Raw genomic sequence first — 15347 nt, 5'->3', positions numbered from 1 at the left:
TGTGACGTAACCGGCGGATCTCGGCGTGTGACAGGACGTCTTCGCCCGAATGCCGGGGCCCTGCACCGGGAACCCGCTCCTGGTGCATCCCCACCAGAACCACCGCATCCCCCGTATCGAGGACTACGCCCTCGTCGGCGACCACCAGACCGCCGCGCTCGTCGGCATGGACGGCAGCGTCGACTGGCTCTGTCTGCCCCGCTTCGACTCGGCCGCCTGTTTCGCCGCGCTGCTCGGCGACGAGCGCAACGGACACTGGCGGATCGCTCCCGAGGGCGCCGACCGCTGCGTACGGCGTGCCTACCGGCCCGGCACCCTCGTCCTCGACACCGAGTGGGAGACCGAGGACGGCGCGGTGCGCGTCACCGACCTGATGCCCCAGCGCGACCGCGCCCCCGATCTCGTACGGATCGTCGAGGGCGTACGCGGCGAGGTGACCGTCCGCAGCACGCTGCGGCTGCGCTTCGACTACGGGGCGATCGTGCCCTGGATGCGCCGGGCGAACGGGCACCGGGTGGCCGTCGCCGGCCCGGACGCCGTGTGGCTGCGCACCGACGACGGAGTGCGCACCTGGGGCCGGGACTTCACCACGTACTCGGAGTTCACCGTCGCCGAGGGCGAACGGGTCGCGTTCGTGCTGACCTGGCATCCCTCGCACGAACCGCATCCGCCGTTCGTCGACCCGTACGAGGCGCTGGAGACGGCCGTCTCGGACTGGAAGGACTGGTCGGCGCGCTGTACGTACGACGGACCGCACCGGGACGCCGTCGTGCGCTCGCTGATCACCCTGAAGGCGCTGACGTACGCGCCGACCGGCGGCATCGTGGCCGCCGCCACCACCTCCCTCCCCGAGGAACTGGGCGGCGTACGCAACTGGGACTACCGCTACTGCTGGTTGCGCGACTCCACGCTCACCCTCAACGCGCTGCTGTCGGTGGGATATCACGAGGAGGCCGAGTGCTGGCGCGACTGGCTGCTGCGGGCGGTGGCCGGCGATCCGGCGGACCTCCAGATCATGTACGGGCTCGCCGGTGAGCGCCGGCTGCCCGAGTTCGAGCTGGACTGGCTGCCCGGATTCGGCGGCTCGGCCCCCGTGCGGATCGGCAACGCGGCCGTACGGCAGCTCCAGCTCGACGTGTACGGCGAGGTGATCGACTCGCTCGCGCTGGCCCGGCGTTCGGGGCTGCCGTCGAAGCCGCACATGTGGCGGGTGCAGTGCGCGCTCATGGAGTTCCTGAAGTCGGCGTGGCGCCTGCCCGACGAGGGGCTGTGGGAGGTGCGCGGTCCGCGCCGGCACTTCGTGCACTCGAAGGTGATGGCCTGGGTCGCCGCCGACCGAGCGGTGCGTCAGCTCGAGCTCAACCCGAAGCTCAACGGCGGCGACCTGGAGGGCTGGCGGGCCATGCGCGACGAGGTGCACCGGGAGGTGTGCGAGCGTGGCTACGACCCGAAGCGGAACACGTTCACCCAGTTCTACGGCTCCCGTGAACTCGACGCCGCCGTACTGCTGCTGCCCCGGGTCGGCTTCCTGCCGCCGGACGACCCGCGGATCATCGGCACCATCAACGCCGTCCGGGACGAGCTGGGTCACGGCGGATTCGTCCGCCGCTACAGCACGGACGGTCCCGTGGTCGACGGACTGCCCGGCGACGAGGGCGTGTTCCTGGCCTGCTCGTTCTGGCTGGCGGACGCCCTCCACATGACCGGCCGGACGAAGGAGGCGCGCGAGCTGTTCGAACGACTGCTCGGCCTCACCAACGACGTGGGACTGCTGGCGGAGGAGTACGACCCGGTCGCCGGCCGTCTGCTCGGCAACTTTCCCCAGGCGTTCAGCCACATCGGCCTCGTCAACACCGCCCTCGCCCTGTACGGCGAGGACCAGGCAGGATAGGGACCATGGATCTTGGACTGAAGGACCGGGTGTACGTCGTCACCGGAGCCACCCGCGGACTGGGCAACGCCGCCGCGCGCGAACTCGTCGCCGACGGCGCGAAGGTGGTTATCACGGGGCGGGACGAGAAGACGGTCACGGAGGCCGCGGCCGCCCTCGGCCCGGGGGCGGTCGGTGTGGCCGCGGACAACTCCGACCCGGAGGTCGCGCAGCGGCTCGTCGCGGCGGCCCGCGAGCACTTCGGGCGCTTCGACGGCATCCTCATCAGCGTGGGCGGTCCGGCGCCCGGGTTCGTCGCCGACAACACGGACGAGCAGTGGCAGGCCGCGTTCGACTCGGTGTTCCTGGGGGCGGTACGGCTGGCCCGTACGGCGGTGGCGGAGCTGGAGGCGGGCGGGGTCGTCGGGTTCGTGCTCTCCGGCTCGGTGCACGAGCCGATTCCGGGGCTGACCATCTCCAACGGCCTGCGGCCGGGGCTCGCCGGGTTTGCCAAGTCGCTCGCCGACGAGGTGGGGCCGCGGGGGGTCCGGGTGGTGGGGTTGCTGCCGGCGCGCATCGACACGGATCGCGTGCGGGAGCTGGACGGGTTGTCGGCGGATCCGGCGGCGACGCGGGTCGCCAACGAGTCGCGGATTCCGTTGCGGCGGTATGGGAGGCCGGAGGAGTTCGGGCGGGCGGCGGCGTTTCTGCTGTCGCCCGCGGCGAGCTATCTGACGGGGGTCATGCTGCCTGTTGATGGGGGGATGCGGCACGGGTTCTAGGGTGCGGGTGCGTTGTGGCTTGTCGCGCCCACGCGGCGGAGCCGCAAATGTCGCAGCCCCGCGCCCCTAGGGGGTTGTCAGTTGACCCTTTCCGCTCTGTGTTTGACCGCCCTCAGGTCCACCTCTGTCGGCAGGGACTTGAGGCCTGCCGAGTCGCGGGCGTTCGTCAGGGCCTCCGTGGTCAGGCGGGCCAGTGTCTCCCCGGGGGAGGCGTGGGGCTGCAGGAGGAGTTGGACTCGGGCCTCGGGGGACGCGCGGCGGCCGGTCAGGGTCACCCGGGCTCGTGCCACGCCCTCCTGGCGGGCCACCTCTCCCGCGACCGCGTTCTCCATGGCCCGGCCCCGTAGGAGCGCTCCCTCGCCGTCGCCCGTGTCGACCAGGACCTCGGTGAGGCGGCGTCGGCGGAGTACGGCGGCGAGCCACCACAGGGACAGCAGGACCAGGGCGGCCAGGACGGCGAGTACCGTCGGCCACCACCAGCCGGCGTCCCGGTAGTGGGTGCGTTCGGCGTCGCTGAGCAGTACGTCGTGACGGTCGTCGTGGATCCACCACGTCGGCCACCGGCTGCCCAGGCCCACGGCCAGTACCGAGCCGCCGACGACGATCAGGGCCAGGCCCGTGAGACCCAGCAGTACGCGGTTGACGATGCGCTGCATCCGTCCTCACCTCTTCCGGCCGGGCCGGACGACACGTACCGACAGAGCGGGCGGCCGGGTCAGACCGAGGCTCCTGACCGCGCCGGCGAGCACCTCGTCCAGGTCGGCCCGTACGTCGTCGAGTTCGCGGAAGTGGGAGATGGCGAGGACATCGGCCCTGGTCCGGGTCATCCGGACCCGGACCGACTGGACGCCGGACACCTCGACGGCCCAGTCGCGCAGCACCATCGCGGCGGCCGCCCGGTGCAGGCCCGCCCGGACCTCCGCGTGGGGGCGCCGCATCGGCAGGACACCGCGCAGACCGGGCGTCACGGCCAGGACGAGCAGCCAGGCGCCGAGTGCCACGGCGACACCGGCGCCGACCAGGACCCAGGTGTCGTCGAGGGGGCGCCGCGCGAGCTGCCCGGCGAGTGACCTGCGCCAGCTCATGGCGGGGCGGTGGGCGCGTACGGCGGTGATGTCGTAGAGGAACGCACCCGCGACGAGCAGGAGCAGCAGTGCGAGGAGGCCGGCGGGGACCCGGCGCGCCGACCAGAAGCGGCCGTTTCCGTCCTTCCCGTCGCCGAGGGTGGGCAGGGGGTCGTAGGCGGCGGTGGAGGATGCCTGCCCCGATCCGATGGGGTCGGGCGGCGGGTCTTTCGGTTTCTCGAGTACGGGCAGTCGTCGGGTGTTCTTCTCGAATGCGTCGAAGTCGTCCGAGCCGTCCGAGCCGCCGTGGGGCTCGCTCATCGCGTCCTCCCCTGTGCCTTCCCTGGTGCCGCACCGTGCGGCGGTGCCAGGTGCAGCCGCTCGACCTCGACGGCGACCTCCGGCACGTCCATTCCCGCCAGTGCGTGTACCCGGGATGCGACCCGATCACGCACCGTTGCACACTGGCCACCGATGTCGGAGGGGTACGGGAGTTCGAGGCTCACGCGGACGCGGGCCCTGTCGTGGTGGACGACGACCGTGGCGTGCGGAGGCACCACGTCCGGGGGCAGTTCGGTCAGCGCCTCGCGGGCCGCCCGCGCGGCGATCTTCGCGACGACCCGGTCCGCGATCCGGGTGGCGCCGCGTTCGCCCGGCGGCACGGTCGTCGTCGCCCTGCCGGGCGTACGGATGTCCTCCGGCCGCCCCTCACCGGGCTGCTCCTCGGCCACGGGACGTCACCGTCGTCTGTCGTCGCGGGTACGGAAGAAGTCACCCGGGTCGAGGTCGCCCTCGATGAACCGGCCGATCACAAAGCCGAGGGCGCCCAGGGCGGCCACCAGCAGAAACGCGCCGAAGCCGCCGAAGTACCCGGCGAATCCCAGCGCCATTCCGGCGATCATGCCGATGACGGCGATGCTCATGCTGCCCTGCCTTCCCGGTACCTTGCCGATGCCCCGCCCCCGTCACTGCAGACGCGGCTCGGGCTCGTCTTCCTCTTCGTCGGGCAGCTTGACGTCCGTCACCGCGATGTTGACCTCGACCACCTCCAGGCCGGTCATGCGCTCCACGGCCGCGACGACGTTCTCGCGCACGGCGCGGGCGACTTCGCCGATCGAGACGCCGTACTCGACGACGATCTCCAGGTCGAGGGCCGTCTGCACCTCGCCGACCTCGGCCTTCACCCCACGGGTGACGGATTTCGAGGCGCCGCCCGGCACCCGGTCGCGGACCGCTCCGAAGGTCCGCGAGAAGCCGCTGCCCATGGCGTGCACGCCGAGGACGTCACGGGCGGCTAGCCCGGCGATCTTCTCGACGACTCCGTCGGCGATCGTGGTGCGTCCCCGGTCCGCCGGGTCACCACCGCCTCGCTTGGTGACGTTCGATTTCCGGAGCTGCGTGGGACGCGGGTCGTCGCTCCCGCTCCCGGGCTGCTCCGGCTGGCTCCGCTGGGTCATGTCGGTCATCGCCGTACATCCCTTTCCGGTCGTCCTCCACGATCCACAGTAGGCGGGGTCGGCCGGACGCGCGCCGGGGATGCGGCAGGCAGGCGACGGGCGGGGCGGACGGTGAGCACTTCTCCAACGGTTGCCGACGACGGACGACGGTGGTGCGCGCCGACGACGGACGACGGTGGTGCGCGGCGCACCCCGCCCCACGTACGGCCGCCGGCACGGAACCGGTGTGCGGGACCGCTGCCCGTCGGCCGGTCCCTCACACGCGTGCGCCCCGGCGGGTCAGTCGCCGACGCCCGCCAGGTCGCGCAACCGGCGTCCCTGGGCGGCGCGTTCGGCGGTGCGCTGTTCGTCGTACGTGCGGCCCTGGACGCCGCGCAGCAGTGCCTTCGTCTCGATGAGGGCGTCGCGGGGCGCGGCGAGCAGCGCGGCCGACAGTTCGCGTACGGCGTCGTCGAGGCCCTCGGCCGGTACGGCGATGTTGGCGAGGCCCGTGTTCACGGCCTCCTCGGCCTGGACGAAGCGGCCGGTCGCGCAGATCTCCAGCGCGCGGGCGTAGCCGACGAGGCCGACGAGCGGATGGGTGCCTGTCAGGTCGGGGACGAGGCCCAGGCTGGTCTCGCGCATGGCGAACTGCACATCGTCGGCGACGATGCGCAGGTCACAGGCGAGCGCGAGCTGGAAGCCCGCGCCGACGGCGTGGCCCTGGACGACGGCGATGGACACGAGGTCGCTGCGCCGCCACCAGGTGAAGCCCTCCTGGTACGAGGCGATGGTGCCGTCCAGCGTGGCGTCGTCACTGCGTGCGAGATCGATGAACGACGGCTCGCCGTCGAACCCCTCGGGCGTGAACGCCTGTCGGTCGAGCCCGGCCGAGAACGACTTGCCCTCGGCGCGCAGCACGACGACCCGCACGGTGCCCGGCAGCAACCGGCCCGCCTCGGCCAGCGCCCGCCACAGAGCGGGGCTCTGCGCGTTGCGCTTGGCCGGGTTGGTCAGCGTCACCGTGGCGACCGTGTCGTCGACGGTGAGCCGTACGCCGTCCTTGTCGAGTACGGAAACTTCGGGACCTCGGTCAGTAACGTCCTGAACGTCCTGGTCGAACGAAGTCATGGGGCGCCTCCGATGAGTGCGGTCGGATCAGGTGTCCGCCCTCTGCGGGAGCACACCCAAGTGACTGCACAGTAACCACCCAGCCGGTCGGTCGACCGACCGGGTGGTCACCATCGAAGCCGACGAGTCGGCGGGGGGTCAGGCCGTAGCGGCCTTCTTGCCCCTGGTCGCCCCACCCCGTCCACGGAGCGTGACGCCCGACTCGCTGAGCATCCGGTGTACGAAGCCATACGAGCGACCGGTTTCTTCGGCCAGCGCTCGAATGCTCGCACCGGAGTCGTACTTCTTCTTCAGGTCTGCCGCGAGCTTGTCGCGCGCGGCGCCGGTTACCCGGCTGCCCTTCTTCAGAGTCTCGGCCACCCGTGCCTCCTCGTGGGAAGTGCGCTCTGGTCCTCTCATGATCACCCCTCAAGCGCGTCATGGCCACCCATTCGGCAAGGTCCGTGAGACAAGGTTTTGACGACAGGAGCGCATCCCCACAAGCGGAATTTGCAATTCCATAGCCGGGTGTCCGTACGGCCGAACGAGTTGTTTCGCGAAATGCCTGGTCAGGGACGCGCAACGGCCGGGCCCTTGTCGATGAAGGGCCCGGCCGTGAAATGGATGTAGGACACACCTCGGTATGAGGAGATCTCACACAGATGATGGATCACGGATCGGCCGAATGATCCATAGGGAGTGGATCAGCGATTCGATCACGTGACCGTGACCGTCAGGCGAGGGCCACCAGGTCCGCGTAGTCGGCTCCCCACAGGTCCTCGACGCCGTCCGGCAGCAGGATGATCCGCTCCGGCTGGAGCGCCTCGACGGCGCCCTCGTCGTGGGTGACGAGGACGACGGCGCCCTTGTAGGTGCGCAGCGCGCCGAGGATCTCCTCGCGGCTGGCCGGGTCGAGGTTGTTCGTCGGCTCGTCGAGGAGCAGCACGTTCGCGGAGGAGACCACGAGGGTCGCGAGCGCCAGGCGGGTCTTCTCGCCGCCGGAGAGGACGCCGGCGGGCTTGTCGACGTCGTCGCCGGAGAACAGGAACGAGCCGAGCGTCTTGCGGACCTCGACCAGGTCGAGGTCGGGGTTGGCGGAGCGCATGTTCTCCAGGACCGTGCGCTCGGGGTCGAGGGTCTCGTGCTCCTGCGCGTAGTAGCCGAGCTTGAGTCCGTGGCCCTCGATGACCTCGCCGGTGTCGGGCTTCTCGGCGCCGCCGAGGAGGCGCAGGAGGGTGGTCTTCCCGGCGCCGTTGAGGCCGAGGATGACGACCCTGGAACCCTTGTCGATGGCCAGGTCGACGTCGGTGAAGATCTCCAGCGAGCCGTACGACTTCGACAGGCCCTCCGCCATCAGCGGGGTCTTGCCGCAGGGCGCGGGCTCCGGGAAGCGCAGCTTGGCGACCTTGTCGGAGACGCGGACCGCGTCGAGCCCGGCGAGCAGCCGGTCGGCGCGCTTGGCCATGTTCTGCGCGGCGACCGTCTTGGTGGCCTTGGCGCGCATCTTGTCGGCCTGCGCGTTCAGCGCGGCGGCCTTCTTCTCGGCGTTCTGGCGCTCGCGCTTGCGGCGCTTCTCGTCGGCCTCGCGCTGCTGCTGGTAGAGCTTCCAGCCCATGTTGTAGACGTCGATCTGGGCGCGGTTGGCGTCCAGGTAGAACACCTTGTTGACGACCGTCTCGACCAGGTCGACGTCGTGGGAGATCACGATGAAGCCGCCGCGGTAGGTCTTCAGATAGTCGCGCAGCCAGACGATGGAGTCCGCGTCGAGGTGGTTGGTCGGCTCGTCGAGCAGCAGGGTGTCCGCGTCCGAGAACAGGATGCGGGCCAGCTCGATACGCCGGCGCTGACCGCCGGAGAGGGTGTGCAGGGGCTGGCCGAGCACCCGGTCGGGCAGGTTGAGCGCGGCGGCGATGGTCGCGGCCTCGGCCTCGGCGGAGTAGCCGCCCTTGGTGAGGAACTCCGTTTCCTGGCGCTCGTACTGGCGCAGGGCCTTCTCGCGGGTGGCGCCCGATCCGTTGGCGATGCGCTGCTCGTTCTCGCGCATCTTGCGGATCAGTACGTCCAGGCCGCGCGCGGAGAGGATGCGGTCGCTCGCCAGGACGTCGAGGTCGCCGGTACGGGGGTCCTGGGGGAGGTAGCCGACCTCGCCGGAGCGGGCCACCTGGCCCGCCGCGGGGATGCCCTCGCCGGCGAGGACCTTGGTGAGGGTTGTCTTGCCTGCGCCGTTGCGGCCGACCAGGCCGATGCGGTCGCCCTTGGCGATACGGAAGGTGGCGGACTCGATGAGGACACGGGCACCGGCGCGCAGCTCGATACCGGAGGCGGAGATCACGGACAGACTCCAGGGCGGGGTGGGTGGCGGGGTGGGCGGCTGAGGACTTTCCCGCCGTCTAATGCGCGAGGAGACAGGCCATGGGACAAGTCTAACGGGGGCGCGCAAGCACATTTCCTGCGCGCGGGTGTTCGAGGCTGTGGGAAGCGTCTCGACGGGGCGTTGTCAGTGGCCGGTGCCAGACTGGGCGCAGACGACTTTTCCGGTGGGAGTGATGGCCATGGCAGGCACGGGCGGCGGGCGTCCCAGCATCTATCCGACGGTGTTGTACGCGGACGCGAAAGCGGCGATCCGGCAGCTCACGGAGGCGTTCGGCTTCACCGAGGTGTCGGTGTACGAGGGGGAGGGCGGGTCGGTGCTGCACGCCGAACTGGTGCAGGGGAACGGCGCGGTGATGCTCGGTTCGAAGGGGCGGGGCGGCGTCTTCGACGCTGCGATGAAGGACGCGGGCCCGTGCGGGGTGTACGTCGTCGTGGACGACGTCGACGCACACCACCAGCAGGCCGTCGCACACGGCGCCGACATCCTGATGCCCCCGACGGACCAGGACTACGGTTCGCGCGACTACATGGCGCGCGACGCCGAGGGCAACATCTGGAGCTTCGGCACGTACACGCCCGAGATACAGGCCTGAGCTTCCCCGTCGGGCCGTATGCCGGGCCCAGTTGCCCTGCCTAGTTGCCTCCGGTGTGCACCTGGAAGGCGGCCCGGCGTACCGCCTTCGCGAGGGCGGGGTCGGGGTGGGCGGCGGCGAGGGCGACCAGGACCTGGACGGTGCGGGGGTGGCCCACCGCGCGCACCTCGTCGAGGAGCGCGGGGATCGTGGGCTGCACCGCTGACTCCAGATGGCGTACGAGCAGCGGTGCCTCACCGTGGTCGGCGACGGCCGCGGCGGTGTCCACCCACATCCAGGTGGCCTCCTCGCGGGTGAGCACCTCGTGGGCGTCCTCCGGGTCGATCCCGTCGTGCTCGGCCAGCCACAGCAGGGCGTACGGCCGCAGCGGGGTCTTCTCCACGACGGCGCGCACATCGGGCTCCGCCGGGCCGCCGACCACGCGGAGCGCCTCGAAGGCGAGACCGCGCAGCAGGGCGTCCTCGCCCCGGGCGGCGTCGAGGAGTTCGGCGACGGCACTGCCGACGGGGCGGGCGGCGAGCCAGGCCCGGTACTCGGCGCGGGCCGCGTTGGGACGCAGCTGGGAGCAGCCGCGCAGCATGTCCTCGGCGCTCTGCTCGATGTTGCCGGCCGGGCTCTGCGCGGCGACGCAGATCTGCTCCAGCTTGACCCACACCGCCCAGCTGCCGAGCGGGGTGAGCGTGGCGTGGCCGTCGCCGTAGGTGAGGGCGCCGACGGAGGCCAGGGCGTGCAGGGCCCAGTCGAGGAGGGGGGCGAGCGGGGTGTCGACGGCGGCGGTGGCCTCGGGCTGCTGCGGCAGCGGCTCGGGCTGGGGGCCGTACGGGATCTCGCAGCGTTCGGTGCGCAGTTCGATGACCCGCTGCTCCAGCAGGTCAAGGAGCTGCTCCATGGGGACGGGCCCCGCGGACAGCTGGAGGAAGGAGAGCACCTGAGGCATCGCGGAGACGACTTCCGCGACGGCGGCGGGCTCGTGGTCCGCGGCCTCCGGGTGGGCGATGGACCAGGCGTCGAACAGGGCGACCCAGCCGCGCAGTACGGCACTGTCGTCACGGTTCCAGGCGCGTAGGCGCCAGCCGGGGCGGGCGATGTCGCCGTGCACCTCGACCAGGCCGGCGAGCCGGGCGGTGTCCCAGTCGTGGCGGACCTGATCCGGGGTCAGCCCCAGCTCGGCGGCGGCCCGTTCGGCGGTGGCGTCGGACAGGGTGCCCCTGCCGTCGGAGGACCCGCCGTCATGGCCGGGTTTGAGCGAGGGGTCCGCCCAGCGGGCGACGCGGACCGCGCCGGCCAGTCCGGAGCGGGCCATTCTGGCCAGTTCCGCCGGGGCGGGTGTGCCCTCGGGCGGACGCGGGGCGGGGCGGCGCGAGCGCCGCTGGTTCATCGCTCGTGGGGCGGCGGCCAGGGGTCGCGGGCGGACGAGTCGAAGCCTGGAGTCGCGCGGGATACGGGACGTCACGGGTGCAGTCTTCCGGTTGACGGTCCGAAAACCCAAACGGAATGGCCTGACGCACCATGGACCGGACCGAGAGAGGGCTCCGGGGCGGGGTCCGAGGGGGACGTTCAAGCCAGTGGTCCAGCCTTAAACGGAACGCGGTGGGCAAGGGGGTCGCGCTCCGGCGACGGCGCGCGGACCAGGGGTTTCACCAGAATCCGCAGTGCGCCGGACCGCCGGACCGCTGAGTGGACGCCGGGCGGCGAGGCAGACGGGCGACGGGCCACCGAGAACGGGCGGACGCGCGGATGACACCGAGTCGCCGGGCGCGGGTCCGCCGAGTGGACGGGCGGCGGGCCACCCAGGACGGGTCGGCGGGCGGCAGGCCCCCGAGGCGAAGGATCGCCGCGTCCCCCGAGCGGCGGGGCGCCGGTCGACACGTCGACGGGGGGAGGCGGCCGCTGGGCAAGGGATCCGCGGACGCCGGATCGGCGAACAGCAGGTCGCCGGACGCCGGAGCTCCAGGGCGGCAGGGCCGCAGGACGCAGGGCCGCAGGACCGCAGGACCGCAGGACGCCGGGGCGGCGGAGCGGTGGACGCCAAGGCAGCCGGGCGGCAGGGCGGCGGGGCGGCGGCGCGGTGGGTGCCACGGTAGTGGGGGGCTACATCAGTGGGGTCAGGAAGCGGCGCAGGGTTTCTTCGTAGGTTGTTGGGTCCGCGTTCCACATTGCGCCGTGGGGGGCTTCCGGGACCTGGTGGAGGGTTACCAGGTCCGGGCGGTGGGCCGCCAGGCGGCGGGAGGGGGTCCAGGGGGCGATCGTGTCCGCCGGGCCGTGGAGGATCAGGGCCGGGACGGTGAGCCGGGTGAGGCCGGCGGCCTCGGCCTCGTGGGCGGGGATGCCGTGCAGGCCGGTACGGCCCTGGGCGGCGCGTACCGCCAGCGGCAGCAGCGCGCCCGGGGTGCGGCGGGCCGTGGCGAGGGCACGCAGGGTGGTCTGCCAGTCCAGCACCGGCGAGTCCAGGACCAGCCCGGAGACCCGGTCGCGCAGCGCGGAGCGGGTGGCGGCCCGCAGGGCCATGGTCGCGCCGGTGGACCAGCCGTACAGGACGACGTTCTCGGCGCCCTCGCGCAGGGCGTACCGGATCGCCGCGTCGAGGTCGCGCCACTCCGTCTCGCCGAGGTGGCCGAGCCCGTCCTGGGGCCGGGGCGCGCCGGGGTCGCCCCGGTAGGCGAGGTCGAGGACCGGGAACTGCTGGCGGTGCAGGAACGGCAGCACGTTCAGGGGGTGCTCGCGGGTGGTGCCGAGGCCGTGCACGGTGATCACCCAGGTGCTGCGGGCGCCCGGCACGAACCACGCGGGCAGGGCGCCCAGTTCGCCGGGGATCTCGATGTCGAGGTGTTCGAGTCCGAGAGCGGTTCCGGGGTCGCCGAAGTGCACGTTCGGGGTGAGCCAGACCTTGTCGCGGGGTTCCAGGGTGCCGTGGGTGACCCGTTCGAGGCGGCGTACGACGGTGTCGGCGGAGTGGGTGGCGTGGTTCAGGACGGGACCGACGACCGCGTGGGTCCCCTCGCCGGCGAGGCCGTAGGTGCCGGGGCGCTGGGAGGCCAGGGCGCGCGTGAGGGCGACCCGGCCGGCGGCGGTGGAGTGCACCGTGAGCCGGGGTTCGGTGGGCAGGGGCCTGCCGGGGGGCGCCTTGAGCGCGGCGTCGCTGGCGTAACGGCCGGCGGCGACACTGGCGGCGCCGGCTGCCAGGGCTGCGGTGACGGCAGCGGCCGTCGCGGTGACTGGACGCACCCACCCAGTGTCCTTGCGCAGCCCTCCGACGGCCAGCGGGAGAGGAGAACGGCGCCGAACAAGTCCTATCCCCGCTGCCCGTACCCCTTGAGCCGCTCCCCCGCCTCGCTCACCTGTGCCTCCGACAGCAGCGTGGGAGACAGCCCTGGTACGGAGGACGCCGTCAGCCAGACGCGGCACATCCACTCCAGCTGGGCGGTTCGGTCGTACGCCTGGTCGAGGGTGGCGCCGTGGGCGAGCGTGCCGTGGTTCTGGAGGATGCAGGCCGTGCGGTCGGTCAGGGCGCGAAGCGTGTTCCGGGCCAGCTCCTCCGTGCCGTACGTCGCGTACTCGGCGACCCGGACCGGGCCGCCGAGGTCGCCCGCCATGTAGTGGATCAGCGGCAGCTCCCGTACGAGGGTCGAGACCGCGGTCGCGTGGACGGCGTGGGTGTGGACGATCGCTCGGGCGTCGGTGGCGCGGTACACGGCGAGGTGCATGGGCAGTTCGCTGGTGGGGGTCGAGGTTCCGAGGAGTTGGCGGCCGGTCAGGTCGACGCCCACGACGTCCTCCGGGGTGAGCCGGTCGTACGGCACGCCGGACGGGGTGACCAGGACGGTGTCCCCGACGCGGACGGAGACGTTGCCGGAGGTGCCGACCACCAGACCGTCGGCCACCGTACGGCGGGCCGTCGCGACGAGCGCGGCCCAGGCACGCGCCGTCTCGTCGGAAACGCCGGAAACGGAACCCCCTCGTGCCGCCTCCGCTTCCCGCCCGCCGTTCCGCATGTCACGCCCGTCCCGTCGCCGCTCAGCCATGCCCTGATCCTGCCAGGCCACCTGGTGATCGGTGCCTCGCGCGGGGGCGGCGGGCACGGGTGCCGTCCGCACCGCGACCGGACGGGAAACGGCGCTCCGTTTTCGGCCACCCAGGATCCCCCGCCAGTTCATCTTCCGTTCATCCAGATTGCCTACGGTCCAACTGCCAATACCGTACGGAAGAAATCTGGGTAAATGGAAAGCTTCTCGCTGATCCTCGCGATCGTGGTCGTCACCGCGCTTGCGTTCGATTTCACGAACGGTTTCCACGACACCGCCAACGCGATGGCCACCACCATCTCGACCGGTGCGCTCAAGCCCAAGGTCGCGGTCGCCATGTCGGCCGTGCTCAACCTCGTGGGCGCCTTCCTTTCCGTCGAGGTCGCGAACACGATCTCCAAGGGCCTCGTGGACGAAAGCGGTATCCGTCCCGAGGTGATCTTCGCCGCGCTGGTAGGCGCGATCCTCTGGAACCTGCTGACCTGGCTGGTGGGGCTCCCCTCCAGCTCCTCGCACGCCCTGATGGGCGGCCTGATCGGCGCGACCATCGCCTCGGCGGGCACGGGCGCGGTCCACGGCGACGTGCTGGTGACGAAGGTGCTGATCCCGGCGATCGCCGCACCCCTCGTCGCGGGCATCGCGGCCATGCTCGCCACCCGGCTTTCGTACACGATCGGTGCCAAGCACACCGAGGGCAAGGCGGCCGAGAAGGGCTTCCGGGCCGGTCAGATCGCCTCCGCCGGCCTGGTCTCGCTGGCCCACGGCACCAACGACGCGCAGAAGACCATGGGCATCATCACCCTGGCCCTGGTCGCCGGCGGCGCCGTCTCCCCCGACTCCGATCCCCCGGTGTGGGTCATCCTCTCCGCGGGCCTGGCCATCGCGCTCGGCACCTACCTGGGCGGCTGGCGCATCATCCGTACGATGGGCAAGGGTCTGACCGACCTTCAGCCCCAGCAGGGCTTCGCCGCCCAGACCAGCGCGGCGACGGTCATCCTGGCCTCCTCCCACCTCGGTTTCTCCCTCTCCACCACCCACTCGGTGTCGGGTTCGGTGATGGGCGCCGGCCTCGGCCGCAAGGGTGGCGTGGTCCGCTGGTCGACGGCGACCCGCATGTTCGTCGCGTGGGGGCTGACGCTGCCCGCGGCGGCTCTCGTCGGCGCGCTCGCGGAGTACGTCACCGGGTTCGGGGACTGGGGTACGGCACTGGTGGCCGTCTTCCTCATCGCCTCGAGCGCGGCGATCTGGGTCGTCTCGCGCCGCGAGGTGATCGACCACACCAACGTCAACGACGTCCAGGAGGCCGACGCCGAGCCCGCGGGCGTCATCACGACGGCCATCGCCGCCGTGACCCCGCCTCCGACCGGCACCGTCACCGAGGGTCTGACGGCCACCATCCCCGCCCCGGCCGAGGTCACGGCGAAGCCGTCGGCCACGGCCCTCTGAGTCCGACTCCCGGTCCGCGTAAGAAGCTGAAGGAAGCAGAAGGAAGCAAGATGAAGATCGACTGGGCAGCCCTCGGCTCCGTCTTCGGCGTCAGTCTCGTCATCACCGTGGCCATGGTGGGCGTGTTCACCCTGGGCATCGCCGGACTCTCGCGCCGCGAACGGGCGGCCGCACAGGGAGAGTCGGCGGGACTCGCGGTCACGGGCGCGTACGCGTGCTTCGCCGCCTGTGCGGCCGTGGTGGCGTACGGGATCTATCTGATCGTGGCCTGACAGCGGCATCGATCATCTCCTCCTCGTCGCCCGCTCCGTCCGTGGCCATCTCGTCGGTGGTCACGGGCAGGGCGGGCGTTTTTCGTCGCCTCGATCCGGTCGCGATGTGGGGCACAGCACAGTCCTCCCTTCCAGGTCAACGGCAAGTTGACGGGTGTTCCGGGCCCGTGGTGGACTGCCGGAGCCATGTACGGCAGCAGGAGAGGAAGCCGGTGTGAATCCGGCGCGGTCCCGCCACTGTCACCGGGGTAGGTAACCCCGGGAGCCAGGAACTCTCGCCGCCGGTCTCGTCGAACCAGGGCGTGGACACCCTGAGTGAGGACATATCGCCATGCTCGGCTGCCGTTCGAGGTACAGCACCGGATCGCTGCCCGCTTCC

The 15347-nt window shown here is 71.7% G+C and carries 16 protein-coding genes and 1 riboswitch; of the genes, 5 read left to right on the top strand and 11 right to left on the bottom strand.

From position 1 onward, the window contains the following. Positions 1–106: 106 nt before the first annotated feature. Positions 107–1891, top strand: a complete 1785-nt coding sequence (locus ABZ855_RS41795; protein ID WP_360817127.1) for a glycoside hydrolase family 15 protein — start codon at positions 107–109, stop codon at positions 1889–1891. A gap of 5 nt (positions 1892–1896) precedes the next feature. Next, a complete protein-coding gene (locus tag ABZ855_RS41790) occupies positions 1897–2652 on the top strand; it encodes an SDR family oxidoreductase (RefSeq protein ID WP_360817016.1) in 756 nt (251 codons plus the stop codon). Between the two features lie 77 nt (positions 2653–2729). Here the strand turns inward: ABZ855_RS41790 and amaP are convergent, their stop codons facing one another. From amaP to ABZ855_RS41750, 8 genes are all read right to left on the bottom strand, one after another. After that, positions 2730–3308 carry an alkaline shock response membrane anchor protein AmaP gene (amaP, locus tag ABZ855_RS41785; protein WP_360817013.1) on the bottom strand — a complete coding sequence of 193 codons (579 nt, stop codon included), beginning with the start codon at positions 3306–3308 and terminating at the stop codon, positions 2730–2732. A 6-nt stretch (positions 3309–3314) separates the two neighbouring features. Then, positions 3315–4037 (bottom strand): DUF6286 domain-containing protein, encoded by a 723-nt coding sequence (locus ABZ855_RS41780; RefSeq protein WP_360817010.1) that lies wholly within the window; start codon positions 4035–4037, stop codon positions 3315–3317. After that, positions 4034–4408: a hypothetical protein gene (locus tag ABZ855_RS41775; RefSeq protein ID WP_360817124.1), complete on the bottom strand. Its 375-nt coding sequence runs from the start codon at positions 4406–4408 to the stop codon at positions 4034–4036. The genes ABZ855_RS41780 and ABZ855_RS41775 overlap by 4 nt, the downstream gene beginning before the upstream one ends. 45 nt (positions 4409–4453) lie before the next feature. Further along, positions 4454–4639: a hypothetical protein gene (locus ABZ855_RS41770; protein WP_360817007.1), complete on the bottom strand. Its 186-nt coding sequence runs from the start codon at positions 4637–4639 to the stop codon at positions 4454–4456. Positions 4640–4681: 42 nt separating this feature from the next. Further along, positions 4682–5182: an Asp23/Gls24 family envelope stress response protein gene (locus tag ABZ855_RS41765; protein ID WP_360817004.1), complete on the bottom strand. Its 501-nt coding sequence runs from the start codon at positions 5180–5182 to the stop codon at positions 4682–4684. A gap of 270 nt (positions 5183–5452) precedes the next feature. After that, positions 5453–6283 carry an enoyl-CoA hydratase/isomerase family protein gene (locus ABZ855_RS41760; protein ID WP_360817001.1) on the bottom strand — a complete coding sequence of 277 codons (831 nt, stop codon included), beginning with the start codon at positions 6281–6283 and terminating at the stop codon, positions 5453–5455. Between the two features lie 138 nt (positions 6284–6421). Then, positions 6422–6643, bottom strand: coding sequence for a helix-turn-helix domain-containing protein (locus ABZ855_RS41755; protein WP_018518904.1), 222 nt, complete (start codon positions 6641–6643; stop codon positions 6422–6424). Between the two features lie 352 nt (positions 6644–6995). After that, entirely contained in the window at positions 6996–8594 is a 1599-nt protein-coding gene (locus tag ABZ855_RS41750; protein WP_360816997.1) for an ABC-F family ATP-binding cassette domain-containing protein, read from the bottom strand. Positions 8595–8814: 220 nt separating this feature from the next. Between ABZ855_RS41750 and ABZ855_RS41745 the strand changes: the two genes are divergently transcribed. Next, a complete protein-coding gene (locus ABZ855_RS41745; RefSeq protein ID WP_360816994.1) occupies positions 8815–9228 on the top strand; it encodes a VOC family protein in 414 nt (137 codons plus the stop codon). Between the two features lie 40 nt (positions 9229–9268). On the opposite strand, the gene ABZ855_RS41740 is transcribed toward ABZ855_RS41745, so the two are convergent. From ABZ855_RS41740 to ABZ855_RS41730, 3 genes are all read right to left on the bottom strand, one after another. Beyond that, a complete protein-coding gene (locus tag ABZ855_RS41740; RefSeq protein ID WP_360816991.1) occupies positions 9269–10681 on the bottom strand; it encodes a hypothetical protein in 1413 nt (470 codons plus the stop codon). Positions 10682–11319: 638 nt separating this feature from the next. Further along, positions 11320–12453 carry an alpha/beta fold hydrolase gene (locus tag ABZ855_RS41735; RefSeq protein ID WP_360816988.1) on the bottom strand — a complete coding sequence of 378 codons (1134 nt, stop codon included), beginning with the start codon at positions 12451–12453 and terminating at the stop codon, positions 11320–11322. Positions 12454–12518: 65 nt separating this feature from the next. Next, positions 12519–13250, bottom strand: coding sequence for a class II aldolase/adducin family protein (locus tag ABZ855_RS41730; RefSeq protein ID WP_360816985.1), 732 nt, complete (start codon positions 13248–13250; stop codon positions 12519–12521). 195 nt (positions 13251–13445) lie between these two features. Here ABZ855_RS41730 and ABZ855_RS41725 point away from each other — a divergent pair, with 195 nt between their 5' ends. Next, positions 13446–14696 (top strand): inorganic phosphate transporter, encoded by a 1251-nt coding sequence (locus tag ABZ855_RS41725; RefSeq protein ID WP_360816982.1) that lies wholly within the window; start codon positions 13446–13448, stop codon positions 14694–14696. A gap of 50 nt (positions 14697–14746) precedes the next feature. Then, a complete protein-coding gene (locus ABZ855_RS41720; protein ID WP_319199769.1) occupies positions 14747–14968 on the top strand; it encodes a hypothetical protein in 222 nt (73 codons plus the stop codon). 154 nt (positions 14969–15122) lie between these two features. Then, positions 15123–15266: riboswitch (cobalamin riboswitch) on the top strand. Positions 15267–15347: the final 81 nt, after the last annotated feature.

Origin of the sequence: Streptomyces sp. NPDC047042 (genome assembly GCF_040644035.1) — a bacterium.
GTDB lineage: Bacteria > Actinomycetota > Actinomycetes > Streptomycetales > Streptomycetaceae > Streptomyces.
The sequence above is the reverse complement of the archived record's forward strand: the minus strand, read 5'-3'. Positions and strand labels throughout refer to the sequence as shown.